The 16,183-nt window shown below is 71.6% G+C and carries 13 protein-coding genes; 5 read left to right on the forward strand and 8 right to left on the reverse strand.

All coding sequences use genetic code 11. The annotated features are described in order from the left end of the window. The first annotated feature begins 96 nt into the window (after nt 1–96). The 3 genes from ACFWZ2_RS03805 to ACFWZ2_RS03815 all read left to right on the forward strand — a co-directional run bounded on the left by ACFWZ2_RS03805 (nt 97) and on the right by ACFWZ2_RS03815 (nt 3,863). Nucleotides 97–498, forward strand: coding sequence for a (deoxy)nucleoside triphosphate pyrophosphohydrolase (locus ACFWZ2_RS03805; protein ID WP_384541329.1), 402 nt, complete (start codon nt 97–99; stop codon nt 496–498). Nucleotides 499–624: 126 nt separating this feature from the next. Further along, nucleotides 625–1,032: an ATP-binding protein gene (locus ACFWZ2_RS03810; RefSeq protein WP_384541331.1), complete on the forward strand. Its 408-nt coding sequence runs from the start codon at nt 625–627 to the stop codon at nt 1,030–1,032. A gap of 173 nt (nt 1,033–1,205) precedes the next feature. Next, nucleotides 1,206–3,863 (forward strand): SpoIIE family protein phosphatase, encoded by a 2,658-nt coding sequence (locus tag ACFWZ2_RS03815; RefSeq protein WP_384541334.1) that lies wholly within the window; start codon nt 1,206–1,208, stop codon nt 3,861–3,863. A 30-nt stretch (nt 3,864–3,893) separates the two neighbouring features. Here the strand turns inward: ACFWZ2_RS03815 and ACFWZ2_RS03820 are convergent, their stop codons facing one another. The 7 genes from ACFWZ2_RS03820 to ACFWZ2_RS03850 all read right to left on the reverse strand — a co-directional run bounded on the left by ACFWZ2_RS03820 (nt 3,894) and on the right by ACFWZ2_RS03850 (nt 12,809). Beyond that, nucleotides 3,894–4,607 (reverse strand): PspA/IM30 family protein, encoded by a 714-nt coding sequence (locus ACFWZ2_RS03820; RefSeq protein WP_384541337.1) that lies wholly within the window; start codon nt 4,605–4,607, stop codon nt 3,894–3,896. 95 nt (nt 4,608–4,702) lie between these two features. After that, complete coding sequence (locus ACFWZ2_RS03825) at nt 4,703–6,787, reverse strand: TPM domain-containing protein (RefSeq protein ID WP_384541339.1); 2,085 nt, start codon at nt 6,785–6,787, stop codon at nt 4,703–4,705. Between the two features lie 69 nt (nt 6,788–6,856). Further along, nucleotides 6,857–8,275 (reverse strand): glucoamylase family protein, encoded by a 1,419-nt coding sequence (locus ACFWZ2_RS03830; protein WP_384541342.1) that lies wholly within the window; start codon nt 8,273–8,275, stop codon nt 6,857–6,859. A gap of 125 nt (nt 8,276–8,400) precedes the next feature. Further along, nucleotides 8,401–9,606: a glycoside hydrolase family 1 protein gene (locus ACFWZ2_RS03835; protein ID WP_384541345.1), complete on the reverse strand. Its 1,206-nt coding sequence runs from the start codon at nt 9,604–9,606 to the stop codon at nt 8,401–8,403. A 63-nt stretch (nt 9,607–9,669) separates the two neighbouring features. Beyond that, on the reverse strand, nt 9,670–10,554 hold the full coding sequence (locus ACFWZ2_RS03840; protein WP_384541347.1) for a carbohydrate ABC transporter permease: 885 nt from the start codon (nt 10,552–10,554) through the stop codon (nt 9,670–9,672). Next, a complete protein-coding gene (locus tag ACFWZ2_RS03845) occupies nt 10,551–11,555 on the reverse strand; it encodes a carbohydrate ABC transporter permease (RefSeq protein ID WP_384541349.1) in 1,005 nt (334 codons plus the stop codon). The genes ACFWZ2_RS03840 and ACFWZ2_RS03845 overlap by 4 nt, the downstream gene beginning before the upstream one ends. A gap of 9 nt (nt 11,556–11,564) precedes the next feature. Beyond that, the gene (locus tag ACFWZ2_RS03850) at nt 11,565–12,809 is read right to left on the reverse strand and encodes a sugar ABC transporter substrate-binding protein (RefSeq protein ID WP_384541351.1); all 1,245 of its coding nucleotides are present in this window, start codon (nt 12,807–12,809) and stop codon (nt 11,565–11,567) included. A gap of 325 nt (nt 12,810–13,134) precedes the next feature. On the opposite strand from ACFWZ2_RS03850, the gene ACFWZ2_RS03855 reads away from it, so the two are divergent. Next, a complete protein-coding gene (locus ACFWZ2_RS03855) occupies nt 13,135–14,127 on the forward strand; it encodes an acetylxylan esterase (RefSeq protein WP_384541353.1) in 993 nt (330 codons plus the stop codon). Here the strand turns inward: ACFWZ2_RS03855 and ACFWZ2_RS03860 are convergent. Then, entirely contained in the window at nt 14,120–15,214 is a 1,095-nt protein-coding gene (locus ACFWZ2_RS03860; protein WP_384542133.1) for a LacI family DNA-binding transcriptional regulator, read from the reverse strand. The two genes, ACFWZ2_RS03855 and ACFWZ2_RS03860, sit on opposite strands and share 8 nt — an antisense overlap. Before the next feature lie 198 nt (nt 15,215–15,412). Between ACFWZ2_RS03860 and ACFWZ2_RS03865 the strand changes: the two genes are divergently transcribed. Further along, nucleotides 15,413–16,135 (forward strand): SMI1/KNR4 family protein, encoded by a 723-nt coding sequence (locus ACFWZ2_RS03865; RefSeq protein ID WP_384541355.1) that lies wholly within the window; start codon nt 15,413–15,415, stop codon nt 16,133–16,135. Nucleotides 16,136–16,183: the final 48 nt, after the last annotated feature.

Here is a 16,183-nt window from a genome sequence, read left to right on the forward strand (position 1 = left end):
GGGCCCCGTAAGGGGCGCGGGGAACTGCGCGCTCAGCCGCAGGCGGCCCGCAGATGCCGACCGACCCCACCCAGCGGAGCGCCTAGGCTCCGGCGCATGACTGAACAGATCGTGGTGGGCGCAGCCCTGTACGACGACAAGGGCCGCCTGCTCGCCGCACGGCGCTCCGCCCCGCCGGAGCTCGCGGGCGGCTGGGAGCTGCCCGGCGGCAAGGTGGAACCCGGTGAGCAGTGCGAGGACGCCCTCGTGCGCGAGCTGCGCGAGGAACTGGGCGTCGAGGCCGAACCCCTGGAGCGCGTGCCGGGCCAGTGGCCGCTCCCCAGGGGGTACGCGCTGCGGGTGTGGACGGCACGCCTGGTCTCCGGCGAGCCGAAGCCCCTGGAGGATCACGACGCCCTGCGCTGGCTGGCGCCGGACGAGGTCTGGTCGGTGGATTGGCTGGCCGCCGACGTGCCCGCGGTCACGGCGGCGCTCGCCCTGCCGCACGCCGCGCACTGACTCCTCCTACGCCGTTCGTGCCACAGTGCGACCAGGTAAGCGGTAATCCTGCCGGGATATCGGGTATGTGCCCATTAACCCCACGAAACCGGACAGGTTCCGCTTCTGGTCTGGAAGTGATTCGGCGTGATCGACACCGAAGGCGACTGCGCCGAATGGGACTTTCCCGCGGACCCCGGCGCCGTCCGCACCGCCCGCGCCGTGGTCCGCAAGCAGCTCGGCGAATGGGATCTCGCGCCGCTCGGTGACGTCACCGTGTTGCTCGTGAGCGAATTGGTGACCAACTCGCTGCGCTACGCGTCCGGGCCCATCGGCGTACGTCTCGTACGCCCCGTGGACCCCATGGGGACCCTGCGGGTGGAGGTGTCCGATCCGCTCCCCGACCCGCCCCTGGAGCGGACCGCGGGACCCGACGACGAGGGCGGTCGGGGCCTCCAGCTGGTGGCGCGCTCGGCGCGGAGCTGGGGCACACGGCCGGGCCGCACGGGCCGGACGGGAAAGACGGTGTGGTTCGAGCTGGCGCTGCCGGGTTAGAAGACTGGCAGTGTGCGATGGGCGTCGGGCACAAGAGCGGCACGGGCCAAAAAGAGTCGACTCCGTGCTGTGATCGTGAACGCCGTGTGGCGCGCTGCCGTAGTGCTGGATACTGCGGTCAGCCGTATGCGGTGACCGATGCCGGACGCGGTGAGCTGGAGGGGACGGTTCGCGTGAGCGAGATACCAGCGAAGACGACGGAGCCGAACGGCACGTCGGGCGACGCGACGGCCGAGGGTTCCGGCGACGGCATGGCCGACGAGCCGGGCGACGCCGGGGCCGAGGGGCCCGCGGAAGCGATGCCGGGCGAGATCTGGCAGAGCAACCCACCCGGCTCGATCTACGACTACATCAAGGTCGCCTCGTTCTCCATCGGCGCCGACGGGCTCGTCGACCAGTGGAGCGTGCGTGCCGAGCGGCTGTTCGGCGTGGCCGCGCGCGAGGCCGTCGGCAAGGACCCGATCGAGGCGTTCGTACCGCCCGAGCTGCGCGCGGGCGGTCACCGCAAGATGGCGGAGATCCTCGACGGGCGGGAGTGGACGGGCGTCGTGCCGTTCCGCCTGCCCGAGGGGAGCGGCTCCGAGGAATGCGGCACGGAAGGCATCGCCGAGGTCTACGTCATGCCGACCGAGACGGAGGACGGGGAGCGGGCCGCGGTCTGCGTCGTCGTCGACGTCAGGGCGCTGCGGCAGATCGAGACGGACCTCGCCGCGTCACAGGCCATTTTCGGCCAATCTCCCTTCGGTTTCCTGCTGTTCGGCCCCGACCTGAAGGTGCAGCGCGCCAACCGCCGCTTCGCCGACGTGTTCGGCGGCGGCGTCGAGGACCACCGCGGCCGCACCGTCCACGACTATCTGCCGCGCCACGAGGCCGACCGCATGTCCGCCGCCCTGAAACGGGTCCTGGAGACCGGCGACTCCGTGACGGACATGCAGATCGTGGGCCCGGCCCCCGGCAGCAGCGACCGCAGACACTGGTCGATCAACCTCTACCGCGTGCACAGCGGAACGGGCCGCCCGATCGGCGTCGCGGGCCTCGGCACCGACGTCACCCGGCGGCACGCCGCCGCCCGCGAGGCCGCCCACGCCCGCCGCAACCTCGCCCTCCTGAACGAGGCGGGCGCCCGCATCGGCAACTCCCTCGACCTGGAGACCACCGCGAGAGAGCTGCTCGACGTCGCCGTCCCCGGCTTCTGCGACCTCGCCTCCGTCGACCTCTACCAAGGGCTCCTCGACGGCGACGAGACACCGCCCGGGCTCGCCGACGGCAGCGCCGAACTGCGCCGGGTGGCCTTCGCGAGCGCCGTCGCGGACGCACCGTTCCCCGCGGGCACCGCGCCCGTCGACGTCGGCGCCGTGCACCGCTACGCGTTCACCTCGCCCTGCGCCGACGCGCTGCGCACCGCACGGCCCCGGCTGCTCACGGCCGGCGACGACGCGTCCGCGAGCAGGCTCACCGGCGGCCTCATCCAGTCGACGCTCGCCGTGCCGATGGTCGCGCACGACACCGTCGTGGGCCTCGCCCAGTTCTCCCGTACGAAGGGCAGCGAACCCTTCGGCGAGCGCGACCGGGCCCTCGCCGTCGAACTGGCCGCGCGCGCCGCCGTCTGCATCGACAACGCCCGCCTCTACCGCCGCGAGCACGAGCGCGCGCTGATACTGCAACGGTCCCTGCTGCCGCCCGGCGACCCCGAGGCGTCCGGGCTCGACATCGCCTGCCGCTATCTGCCGGGCAATGCCGCGACGGAGGTCGGCGGCGACTGGTTCGACGTCATCGAACTGCCCGGACACCGCACCGCCCTGGTCGTCGGCGACGTCATGGGCCGCGGCCTGCGCGCCGCCGTCGCCATGGGCGAACTGCGCACTGCCGTACGCACCTTGGCGCTCCTCGACCTGGAGCCCGCCGAGGTGCTCTCCGCCCTCGACGAGATCGCCCGCGGCCTCGGCAACCCCGCGGGACCCCAGCAGCCCACCCGCACGGCACGCAAGGCGGCGGACGCGGACCTCAGCGAGGTGTACCTCGCCACGTGCGTGTACGCGGTCTACGACGCCGTCACACGACGCTGCACCTTCGCCAACGCGGGCCACCTGCCGCCCGTGCTCGTCGAGCCCGGCGAGTCCGCGCTGATGCTCGACGTACCCCCCGGCATGCCGCTCGGCGTCGGCGGCGAGCCCTTCGAGGACGTCGAGGTCGACCTGCCCGAGGGCGCGCTGCTCGCGCTCTACACCGACGGCCTCGTCGAGTCCCGCGACCATCCGCTCGACGAGGGCCTGAACGCCTTCGTACGCGCCCTCAGCGACGCCCCTCCGGTCCTGGAGGACGTCTGCGACCACGTCCTGAACACCCTCGACACCCACCACGGAGAGGACGACATCGCGCTCCTGATGGCGCGCGTCGAGGGCCTGCCCGCCGAGCACGTCGGCGACTGGACGCTGCCGCGCGACCTCAAGTCGGTGGGCCGCGCGCGCGAGCTGGCCTGCGAGCAGCTGCGCGCCTGGGACCTGGACCGGCTCTGCGACACCGCGGAACTCCTGGTCAGCGAGCTCGTCACCAACGCGCTCAGATACGGCGAGGGCGACATCAGACTGCGCCTCCTGCTCGACCGCACCCTGGTGTGCGAGGTGTGGGACGGGGGCTTCGTCCAGCCGCGCAGGCGCCGGGCGCGCGACACCGACGAGGGCGGGCGCGGGCTCCAGCTCGTCGGCCTGCTCAGCGCCGCGTGGGGCTCGCGCAAGACGCCGCACGGCAAGACGGTGTGGTTCGAGATGGCGCTGCCCGACGGCGACGCGGAGCCCATGGACGCAGCGGAGGCCCTGCTCAGCCTGTTCTGAACGGTTCCGGGGCGGGACGGGACGCCTCGGTCACGTGGTCGCCTTGAGGGCGGCGAGGCGGGCCTCCACCTCCGCCGCGTCGCCCAGACCGTCCAGCTCCTCGAACTGCGCGTCGAGCGAGGACGCGGCGAGTTCCTGCTTGCCCAGCGCCCGCGCCTCCTCGCGCCGCACCTTCTCCTCGAAGCGGCTCAACTCGCTGGTCGGGTCCAGGACATCGATGTGCTGGGCCGCGTCCAGCATCTGGTTCTGGGCCTGCGCGGTCTTGGCGCGGGCCACCAACTGGTCGCGCCGCGACTGCAGTTCCGTCAGCTTCACCTTCATGCGGTCGAGGCCGGACCGCAGCTTGTCGACGATCTCGGTCTGCGAGGCGATCGTCGGCTCGGCCTCCTTGGCCTCCTTCTCGGCCTGCAACTGCCGCCCCAGGGCCACCTTGGCGAGCCGGTCGAACTTGTCGGCCTCCGTGGCGTTGCCCGCCGCGCGCTGCTCGTCCCCCTTCCTGCTCGCGGCGAGCGCCTTGGCGCCCCACTCCAGGGCCGCGTCCTGGTCCTCCTTGTGGTCCTGTTCCAGCATCCGCAGCTGGCCGATGGTGGTCGCGACCGCCTCCTCGGCCTCCTTGATGTTGTTCGTGTAGTCGCGGATCAGCTGGTCGAGCATCTTCTGCGGGTCCTCGGCCTGGTCGAGGAGCGCGTTGATGTTCGCCTTGGCGAGCTGGGCGACGCGGCCGAGGATGGTCTGCTTGGTCATGGGGCTCGTCTCCTTGGCAGTGGTCTTCGGAGAACTCGTCTCCTTGGCAGTGGTCTTGGGAGAAGTCGTCGTCGCCGGCCGCAGCCGGTGCGGGGTCAGAACCTGCCGCCTCCGCCCCGGCGCCCCCGCGTCCCCCCGCCGCCGAAGCTCCCGGGGCCGCCCCCGCCGAAACCGCCCCCTCCGTAGGGGCCGCCTCCGCCGCCCGCACCGCGGCCCATGCCTCCGAAGAGCTCGCCCAGGATGATCCCGCCGAGCACCGCGCCGCCCATGCCGCCGCCGCTGCCACCGCCCCCGCCGAGCCCTCCGTAGGGATTGCCGTAGCCCCGTACGTCACGTTCGGCGAGCTGCTGAGCCTGCCGGGCCAGGGAGTCCGCCTGCTGGGCCTCGGCGAGCGCGGCCGTGGCGTCGGCGTCCTGGGCCGCCTCCGCCTGCGCGAGATGGCGCTGGGCCTCGGCCAGGCGGGTCCGCGCCTCGCTGCCGACGGCGCCCCGGTGCGTGGTGACGTAGTCCCCGGCGGCCCCGACGGCGCTGCGCGCGGTGAGCAGGGCCTGGGCGAGCAGGGAACGGGAGCGGCGGTCGGCGACCTCGCGCTCCCGGGCGCCCGCGAGCGCCTCGTCGAGTGCGGCGTCGGCCTCCTCGACACGGCGCAGGGCCTCGATGGGGTCGTAGGGGCCCGCGGACGTCCGCCCGCGCACCTCGGCGACCACGGACTGGGCGCGGGCGATACGGCCCCGCAGATCGGCCGTGGAGACGCCGTCCGCGGTGCCTTCGAGGAGGCCGCGCGCGTCCGCGAGGTCGGTCTCCGACTCGGTGAGCGCGGCGGGCAGCTTCTCGGCGGCCAGCGCCAGCTCGTCGGCGAGGCGGTCCACGGCGTCCACGAACGTGCCCGCCTGGTCGACGGCGCCCTCGGCGGCCCGCAGATGGACGGCGGCGGGGCCGCTCCCGCCCGCGTCGACGGACTGCCGGGCCTGGTTGAGGTGCGTGGTGGCGAAGACCAGGCGGTCCTTGGCCTGCTCGATGTGGCCGACGACGCCCGCGGACGCGGTCGGCGCGTAGGTCGCGCGGATCGTGGCGAGGGTGTCTTCGGCGGCGCCGGTGCGGGCCGCCACCTGCCGGAACACCGTCTCCGCGTGCTCCAGGGCCTGGGGGACGTTCTTCTCCAGGGCACGCAGCTGGTCGAAGCCCGCGGTCTCCGCGTCGAGCCTGCGGCCCGCCTCCGTGCAGCGCGCGACGATCTCGTCCAGCATGCGGCGCCTGGTCGGATCGTCCTCGGGGAAGGCGTCGTCGAGCTGCTGCCGCAGCCGGAACGCGGCCGTCAGCTCCGACTGCGCGTACGCGAGCGCCTCGCTGAAGGGCTTGGCCGCCTCCTCGCCGAACTGCGCGGTGGCGAAGCCGAGTTCCTCGGTGCTGGTGCGGACCGCGTCGTCGGTCTCGACGAGGAGCCTGCGGGCCTGCTGGTCGAGTTCGGGGAGCGGCGTGAGGTCCTTGCCCGCGCCGCGGTTCCAGCCGCCGCCGGGCGTCGTGCGCGTGGTGACCCGCTTCTTGCGCCGCTTGTACGCGACCGTCGCCGCGACCCCGGCCGCGCCCACCGCCACCACGGGAAGCACCAGGTCACCGGCGACGGAGTCGTCGCCCCCGCCGGGGTCGGCCGGGCCCGCGGTGATGGCCGGGGTCGGCACTGCCCGGCCCGCGAGGACCGCGCGGTAGCCGTCCGCGGCGCCGATGGCGGCCCCGGCCCAGTCGTTCTCGCGCAGGGCGGGCCTGATCGCGGTGGTCGCGACGTCGCGGAGCTGTGCGTCGGTGAGCCGTGAGGCGTCGTCCACGGAGTAGGCGAACTGCCGGTCGTGGGTGGCGACGGCGAGCAGCACGTCGTCGATGCCCAGGCCGTTGCGCTGTGCGGTGGCGTCCGCCCAGCTCTGCGCGGAGCGGCCGGAGAAGTCGCGTACGTAGGTGACGAAGAGCTGCACGCCCCGGTCGTCGTAGAGCCGGTCGACGGCCTGCTCGACGGCGTCCTTGCGGTCGCCGAGGGCGCCCGCCTTGTCGGTGATCTGGCCGGTGCGGGAGAGCGTGACCGGATCATCGGCGAACGCGGGTGAGGGACACAGCAGCGGGAACCAGGCGAGCAGCACGGCCACCGCGGCCGCTGCGGCCCGCCCTGCTCTGCGCGAGGGCTGTGTCACATTTGGGAGCGTATGGCGGTATTCGGGGCGCCGCGACCGGACTGGGTGGCGGCGCCCCCGCGGGGTCTCTCAGATACTGAAGCGCTCCTTGGCCAGCAGCGGCCGCACGCGCGCGGCGAAGCCGCCGGTGCGGAACGGCGCCTGCAAGAGGCCGGGCCGCAGCTCCTGGGCGAGGGCCGCCGCGATCATGCCCTGGTCGAGCGCGAGCACGAAGTCGCTGACCCGCCCGCTGCGTACGTCCACGGAATCGCGGAATCCATACGTCTCGTCGTACGCCCCGAAGTCGCGCTCCAGCGCCTTGAGGTTGTCGATGGCCGCTCCGCGCGCGTGGGGGAGGGCGAGGAAGGAGGCGTGCGGGGTGACGACGCCGAGGGAGTGGTAGCCGTCGACCTGCATGCCGATCGCGTCGACGCCGTACTCGCGGTACCCGCCCTCGGGGATGTTCGCGGGGGAGAACCCCCAGTACCCGTACTTCTCCTCGATCAGGCCGTGCTCGATCTGGCTGCGCACATAGCGGTCGTGCGTGATGCCCCACGCGCGCGGGGACCACTCCGGCTCGGGCACGAACAGCGGCACCATGAGCGCCTCGAACATCGAGCCGCCCCAGGTGGGCACGAGCTTGCGCCCCCGGTGGGTGTAGTGGCCCTGCCACACGCGGACGCCGTCGACCGTGACGTACGCCCCCTCGGGCCGCTGCTCCTGCTCGTGCTCGGGGAGCATGGTGCGCAGCAGGTGCCAGTAGTGGTCCGAGGGGATCGAGCCGTCCGCGATGCCGAGGTAACTGGCCATGCGGGGCTCGGTGTTGAGGGCGCCGTAGTGGTGGGCGGTGGGCTCGCCGGTGTCGGTCCAGAAGCCGCCGCGCAGCTGTCCCGGCCGGGCGGCCGGGTCCGCGGGGTCGTAGGGCGTGTAGAAGTACGACCAGTCGGCGGCGGCCAGCAGCTTCGCGATGCGCGGGCGCAGGGCCGGGTCGGCGTGGGCGGCGATGCGCAGTCCCGTCACCAGCCAGGCGTTGTCGACGGACGACAGGAACGGGCGGACCGGGTCGCCCGTGCCCGGCCAGCTCGTGAGCACCGAACCGTCGTGCGCGTCGTACCAGTTGAGCCAGAAGCCGTGGTGCCGCTCCAGCTTCTCGACGGCCGCGACGGTGCGGGCCAGGCGCCGGTGCATCGCCCCTTCGCCGAGCACGCCGAGGCCGCGGGCGGCGACGGTGGACCAGAGCCCGCAGCCGATGTTGGTCGGCGAGGTCTGGCGTGAGGGCACGGGGGCGCCGGAGCCGCTGACGTCGATCTTGTCGGCGGCGAGACCGAGGCCGGTCGTCATCGCCTCGATCGAGCGATACGTGGAGCGGAACCACTTCCGCAGCAGCGGCGCGTCGGCGCTCCGAGGCCGAAACGACGTGATGCGCGGTGCGGCGGTGGCGGTCGGAGCGGCGCCGAGGGACAGGGCGGCGGCCCCGGCTCCGGCGGCCAGGAAGGTACGACGATCCATGAAGGTCCAACTCCCGTTCATGAAGGTCCGATGGGCAAGGTCCGATGGACGGTGACGCGATGGGACGGGGACCGACCGCTGTCAGGTGCGGCCGGTCCCCGGGTTCGGGAAGGAGTGGTGCTGGACTAGTAGGCGAGGCGCGGCAGTTCCCGTATGCGGCCGAGCCCGCCCAGCCAGTGGGCGGACGGCTTGGGCGTGCGGGCGAACGTCTCGCGGTCCCAGGCGATCAGCCCGAACGCGGGCTTGTAGGAGCCCCATTCGTAGTTGTCGAGGGCGCTCCAGGCCAGGTAGCCGCCGATGTTGAGGCCGTCCGCCAGGCACGCGGCCACCGCGTCCAGGGCACCCTTGTAGTAGTCGATACGACGCGGGTCGTCATCCGTGGCGATGCCGTTCTCGGTGACGATCAGGGGCACGTCCGCGTCGGCGAGCACCGCGGCGGTGTGGCGCAGCGCGTGCCCGACGGCCGCCGGGTAGTACTCCCACTGCGTGAGGGTGCGCTCGGCGTCGGCGGGCGCGGGGACCGGACCCTCCGGACCGATCCGCGTACGCGTGTAGGACTGCACGCCGACCCAGTCGTCGCCGCGCGCCGCCTCGATGAAGACGTCCTCGCGCGGGTGCCGGTAGGCGGCGGTGACGTCCTCGGCGCCGGGCTGTGCCTGGTAGACCTGGTTGGCGATGGTCCAGCCCGCCTGGATCGCCGGATTGATCGCCTTGACCTCCTTGACGGCCGCCCGGTGCGCGGCGATCACCGCGTGCGTCGTCTCCTCGTCGGGGGTGGGCAGTCCGGCGGGCGGGAAGCCGATGTCACCGCGCTTGGCCTGCCCGGCCATGACGGCGATCATGTTGGGCTCGTTGATGGTGCACACGTACGGCACGCCGTCGCCGATGACCGGCGCGCAGGCGGCGACATACCGGGCGAACAGCTCGGCGGCGCCCTCGGACGTCCAGCCGCCCCGCGCCTCGAACCACTGCGGCACGGTGAAGTGGTGCAGGGTGACCATCGGGCGCAGGCCGCGCTCGACCGCGCCCTCGACCATCCGCCGGTAGTGCGCGAGCTCCGCCCGGGAGAACCGTCCCTCGGCGGGCTCGATGCGGGCCCACTCGATGCTGAACCGGTAGTCGGTGAAGCCGAGTTCGGCCAGTACGTCCATGTCCTCGCGCCAGCGGTGGTAGCTGTCGCAGGCGTCCAGGCTGGGCTCCTGGATGTGGGTGCCGGTGCTGTGCTCCTTCACCCACCAGTCGCTGTTGGTGTTGTTGCCCTCGATCTGGTGGGCGGCGGTGGAGGCCCCCCACAGAAAGCCTTCGGGGAACGGGATCGGGGTGTGCGTCATCGCGAGATGTCTTTCTTTTGCAAGGCGGGGGAGTGCCGGACGGGAGAGGCGGGGCCCAGGGGGCTACTTCATGCCGGCGGTGGCGATGCCCTGGGTGAAGTAGCGCTGCAGCACGGCGAAGACGATCAGCACCGGCAGCACGATCAGGAACGCACCGGCCATCAGCATCCCGTTCGAACCGGACGACTTGTTGGGGTCGGTCGCGAAGGTGGCGAGGGCGACCGGGAGGGTGTACTTGTCGGGGTCGTTGGTCGCGATCAGCGGCCAGACGAAGTTGTTCCACGACCCGAGGAACGTGAAGATCGAGAGCGTCGCGAGGGCGGGCTTCACCAGCGGCATCACGATCCGCCAGAAGATGTACCACTCGCTGGCGCCGTCCATCCGCGCCGCTTCGAGCAGCTCGTCGGGGATCGACTGCATGAACTGCCGCATGAGGAAGACCCCGAAGGCACCGGCCGCGAAGGGCAGTACGAGGGCGGCATAGGAGTCGATCAGCTGCAGCTTGCTCATCAGTACGAAGAGGGGCAGCAGCATCAGATTGCCGGGCACCATCAGCGCGCCGAGCACCAGGCCGAAGATCTTGTTCCGGCCGACGAAGTTCAGCTTGGCCAGGGCGTATCCGAGCATCGAGCAGAACACGAGATTGGCGACGGTGACGAGCACCGCGACCAGCACCGAGTTCATGAAGTAGGGCGGCAGATCGAGCTTGTCGAGCAGCCGGTGGAAGCTGTCCAGGGTCCACTCGGAGGGAATCCACACGGGCGGACTCGCGGTCAGGTCACCGGCCGTCTTGAAGGCGGAAAGGGCCATCCACAGGAACGGGGCGGACATGATGAGAAGCCCGGCGGACAGCAGCACATGGACGAGCGGCCGCTTCATGCCGCGCCGCGCGCGGGGAGTCTCCTTCGGGTCCGCCGACTTCTCCACCACCACGGACTTGGCGCTCATTTGGTGTTGTCCTTCAGCAGTCGGAGCTGGAGCACCGTGATGCCCATGATCACCACGAAGAGGACATACGCCATGGCGCTGGCATAGCCCATGTGGAAGAAGTTGAAGCCTTCGCGGTACATGTTCAGCGACACGGTGAGCGTGGAGTCCGACGGACCGCCCTGCGTCATCACGAACGGCTCCTCGAACACATTGAGATAGCCGATCGTGGTGATCACCGTGGCGTAGAGCAGCGTGGGCCGCAGCAGGGGCACGGTGATGCGGCGGAACTCCTGCCAGGTCCCCGCGCCGTCCAGCTTCGCGGCCTCCCGCACCTCGGTCGGGATGGCCTGCAGCCCGGCGATGAAGAGCACCATGACCGTACCGAGATTGCGCCATACGGCCATTGCGATCAGCGAGGGCATGGCGAGCGATTCGCTGCCCAGGAAGTCCGGTGCGGTGAGGCCGAGTTCGGCGCAGAGTCCGGCGATCAGGCCGTCGCTCGGATCGAGCACGAACCGCCATACGACCGCCACGGCGACGATGGAGGTGACGACGGGCGCATAGAAGCCCACCCGGAAGAAGGTCCGGGCGCGATCGATCCCGTTGTTGAGGAGAACGGCCACGACAAGACCGAGAAAGATGGTGAGAGGAACCCCGACCACCACGAAATACCCGGTGTTGAAAAGGGACTTGAGGAACTTCTCGTCGCCGAAGAGCTTGGTGTAGTTCTCGAGCCCGATGAAGTTCGCTTCCCAGGGCCGGGTGACGTTGCGCAGCCCGAAGTCGGTGAAGCTCATGGCCAGCGTGGCGACGATGGGGAACGCCATGAAGACGGTGAACAGAACGAGGAACGGGGTGGAGAAGAGCCACCCGGCCAGATTCTGCACGCCCATGCCGCGCCCGCGCCGCCGACCGTCGCCGCGGCCCCTGGACCCGGTGGCCGGGGACGGTGCCTTCGTCCCCGGACCGCCCCGCACCCCGGCCACCGGCACGGCGGCCTTTCCACTAGTGGTGCTCATGTCGGCCGCCTACTTCACGAGGTTCTCGATCTCGGACTGCGCCTTCGCGGCGGCGTCCTCGGCGGAGGCCTTGCCCTGCGTCACCGACTCGATGGCCGCGTCGACCTTGGAGGTCACCTCGGTCCACTTGGCCAGCGCGGGCGAGGTCTTGGCGGTCTCCATCTGCTTCTTGAAGATCTGCAGATCGGGGTTGTCGGCGAGTTCGCCGCTCTCCCACGCCTTGGTGTTGGCGGGCAGGTCGCTGGTGCGCTCGAACCAGTCGGCCTGGCCCTCGGCGTCCGTCAGGTACTGGATGAACTCCTTGGCGGCGGCCTTGTGCGGGCTGTCCTTGGAGATCACGAGGCTCGATCCGCCGGCCATCGAGGTGGAGGTCTTGTCGGCCGGTACCGGCGCGACGCCCCACTTGCCCTTCAGGTCCGGGTACTGGTCCTTGATCAGTGTCGTGATCCACGGGCCGGAGAAGAACATCGGCACGTCGCCGGTGTTGAAGTCCTTCAGGGGGTCGTAGCCGGGCTGCGAACTCTTCGTGCTGAGACCGCTCTTGACGTACTCGCCGTACTCCTTGAAGGCCCTCACCGCGGCCGGGCTGTCGATGGCGGCCTTGCCGTCCTTGTCGACGATCTCGCCACCGGCCGAGTACAGGAACGGGTAGAAGGACTGCACGGTGTCGAGGCCGCGGGGCTGCAGATAGATGCCCCACTTGCTGTCCGCCTTCTCCTGGAGGGCCGAGGCCATGGCGCGCAGCCCCTTCCAGTCGGCGGGCGGCTTGCTGATGCCGGCCTTCTTCGCGAGGTCGGTGCGGTAGTAGAGGACGCGGGTGTCCACGTACCAGGGCACGCCGTACGCGGTGCCGTCCACCTCGCCCTGCTGCCAGCCCGCCGGGAAGAAGTCCTTCTCGTCGAAGGTCTTGGTGTCGACCGGTTCGAGGACGCCGAGTTCGGCGAACTCGCCCAGGTAACTGCCGCCCATCTGCGCCACGTCGGGCAGCTTGCCCGCGGCGGCCGCGGAGACCAGCTTCTGGTGGGCGACGTCCCAGCCGACGGGGGTGACCTTGACGGTGATGTTCGGGTTCGCCTTCTTGTACGCGTCGGCGACCTCCGCGAGCTTCTCGCCCTCGGCACCCATGGCCCAAACGGTGAGCGTCTGCTTCTTGTCGGCGGCGACTTCGTCACCGGCGGAGCTGCCGCACGCGGTGACGGCGAACGCCGTCGCGAGTGCGACGGCGACCGAAGCGGTTCTGGCGGCGCGGTGCATGGACGGCTCCTCCTTGAGCTTCCCTGACGTTCCGGCGTCTTACGGCGTCGGATGTATGCGCTGTCTGTAAGCGCATACATCACTCTGTGGGAACGCCCCTGTGACCGCAAGAGGGTCTTGGTCACACTCGCGTAACGGGGGCGACTTGAGTGGTGTGTACGGAGTGCGTGGCGTGAGAGCAACGTAAGCGGAACGTTTCCTTCCTGAAAGGAAATGTGGTGGCCGCCTCATCGCCGACAGGCCACTTGTGCCGGGGTGGCCTGCGGGGGCGGGGAGGGCGCCCCGCCCCGGCCGGTGCCCGGTGGGCTCTGGTTAGGGTCGCGGCATGCCCGCGTTCACGCACGACTTCCCCTTCGACCCGTCGTACGGCCACACCCTCGACGACCTCCTCGCGGTGCCCGCGCCCCGCGCCCCCACCGACTTCGCCGCGTTCTGGCGGGCCCGGCACGAGGCCGCCCGCGCGACCGTCACCACCCCCGTCGTCGGCCCCGTGGAGGAGGTGCGCGACGGCGTCCGCGTGCACGGCGTGACGTACACATCCGTCGGCGGCGTGCGCCTGGGCGGCTGGCTGGTGCTTCCCGAGACGGGCCCCGCGGCGCACGGCTTCGTCGTGGGACACGGATACGGGGGCCGCGACGAACCCGGCCCCGACCTCCCGCTGCCGCTGCCCCGCTCCGCCGCCCTCCTGCCCTGCGTACGGGGCATGGGGAGCCGCGGCCGCCACCCCGGCATCCCCGCCGAGGCCGACGCCCACGTCCTGCACGACATCGGCTCCCGCGACACCTACGTCATCGGCGACTGCGCGGCCGACCTCTGGTGCGCGGCGTCAGCGCTCCTCGAACTCGTACCGGAGCTGGGCGGGGGCGGGACCGGAGAACCGCCGCGCCTCGGCTACCTCGGCGAGAGCTTCGGCGGCGGTCTCGGCGCCCTCGCACTGCCCTGGGACGACCGCTTCGCCGCCGCACAGCTGACCGTGCCGACCTTCGGCAACCACCCGCTCCGGCTGACCCTGCCCTGCACGGGCAGCGGCGAGTCCGTGCGCGCCCACCACCGTGCACACCCCGAAGTCACCGATGTCCTGCGCTACTTCGACGCGGCGACGGCGGCGACGCACCTCCGCGTCCCGACCCTCACGGCGTCCGCGCTCTTCGACCCCGCGGTCCCGCCGCCGGGCCAGTTCGCGGTGCACAACGCACTCGCGGGCCCGCGCGAACTCCACGTCCTCGATGCGGGCCACTTCGCGCACGAGGGCACGGAACGCGAGACGAAGGCGCTGCGGGAGGCCCGCGGAACCTTCTTCGGAAAACACCTCACCTGACGGCCGGGCGCGCCACCGGCGCCTCACCGCACCCACAACTGGCCCGCCGCACCACACTCACCGGCAGCATCAGATCGACGGGCTCCCGCTCCCGCTCCGCCCCGAGCCGCCGTACGAGCAGCTCGACCGCCTCCTCGCCGAGCTGCCGCATCGGCTGCCGCACGGTGGTGAGCGCGGGCCGCACGAGACGGCTGAGCGGAATGCCGTCGAACCCGGTGACGGCGACGTCGTCGGGCACGCGCATGCCGCGCCGCTCCAGCGCGTGGAGCGCCCCGATGGCCATCTGGTCGTTGGCGAAGAGCATCGCCTCGGGCGGCGTCGGCGCCCCGTCGGCCCGGTCGAGCAGTGCGTCGGCGGCCCGCGCCCCCTCCGCCTGCGTCATCATCTCGGCCCGCAGATCGGGCTCTTCGCGCACGGGAAGCCCGGCCGCCCGGCACGCCTCCTGATACCCGCGGAACCGCGCCTGCGCGTCCGGCGCACGCTCCTCGCCGCCGACGAAAACAAGTCGACGAAGACCGTGGTCCTCGATGAGGTGCCGGGTCAGCTCCCGCTGGCCGTCCTCGTTGGCGACCTCGATGTGGTCGAGGTGGTCGAGCTGATCGGGTTCGCGGGGCCCGGCGAGCATCACGACAGGCAGCCGCCGCGAGATGACGTCGAGGTCCTCGGTCGGCACGGTCCGCGAGAGGACGGCGAAACCGTCGACCCGCCCGGCGACCTTGGCGACCAGGCTCTCCGGGCCGCCCTTGAGTGAGGCGGCGATCAGCAGGGCGTACCCGTGCCGTCGGGAGGCGCGCTCCATGCCGCGGATGATCTGGTCGGAGTAGAGCATGAAGGCGTGGTCGTCGTCGGCGTCGGCCGCGGCGGCCTCGGTCTCGGTGTCCGGGTCCGAGTAGTCGGGGAAGCACAGGCCGAGCACTCCGGTGGAACGGCTGGCGAGTCCGCGGGCGTTGCCGCTGGGCACATAGCCGAGTTCGCGGGCCGCGGCGAGGACCCGCTCACGGGTCTTCTCGCGGACCGAGTCCGGGTTGCGGTAGACCCGCGACACCGTCGCGATGGAGACGCCCGACCGCTCGGCGACGTCGTACACCGTGGGAGTTGTGCTCACCCGATCGCCTGCTCGTTTCTCGTTCTGATCCCGTACGGAGCCGATCGCGACCGACCGGATTGAAAGCGCATTCACAGTAGGCGCGTACGGTGACCGTGAGCAAGGCCGGGTCCCCTTACGGGGGCGTCGGGAACGGGGAGGGTGCAGGTGGGCGGGGTCTGGACGGGGACGAGAGAGCGCGTGCTCGCGCTGCGCGGGGCGCCGAACTGGCGGGCGGTGTTCGGTGCGGACTTCCACGAGTACGGCCACCGTTTTGAACTCCGCCCGGTCCTGACCGAGGAGCAGGTCGCCGCCATGGAGCGGCGCCGCGGTGTGACGTTTCCCGCGGAGTACCGCAGCTTTCTGCTGGAGGTCGGGGCGGGCGGCGCGGGCCCGGACTACGGGCTGTTTCCGGTGGATCCGGTCACTCCGGTCACTCCGGTCGCTCCGGCAGCCGTAGAGCTCGTGGACGCGGCGGCCGCCCCCGCCCCGGACGCGGCCACCCCCGACGCAGCCACCCCCACCCCGAAGCCCCCGGCCGTCCCCCTCTTCCGTCCCGAGCGCACCCGTGAGTGGGAGGAACACCAGTCGGCGGAGCCCCAGCGCGCGGTGTACGGCGACACGGTCGATGACGAGGAGAGGTTCCGCCGGGACTACGCGGCCTGGGACGCGCGCGACGACGAACTCCTCGACGCCCTGACCGACGGCACCCTCTATCTGAGCGAGCAGGGCTGCGGCTACTACACGTTGATGGCGCTGACCGGCCCCGAACGCGGCACGATGTGGCACGACGCGCGCGCGGCCGCCGAGGGCGTGATCCCGGTCGAGTTCATCGGGAGCACGGGCCGGGTGACGTTCGCCCAGTGGTACGCCCACTGGCTGACGCACGCGGAACGCCGGGCGTGGGACGAGCCGACGACCTAGCGGTCACCCCTGCCCCTCGTCTGCCCCTCCGCCCCGCGCAGCGGTCCC

The sequence above is a fragment of the Streptomyces sp. NPDC059002 genome, from assembly GCF_042740435.1.
Classification (GTDB): domain Bacteria; phylum Actinomycetota; class Actinomycetes; order Streptomycetales; family Streptomycetaceae; genus Streptomyces.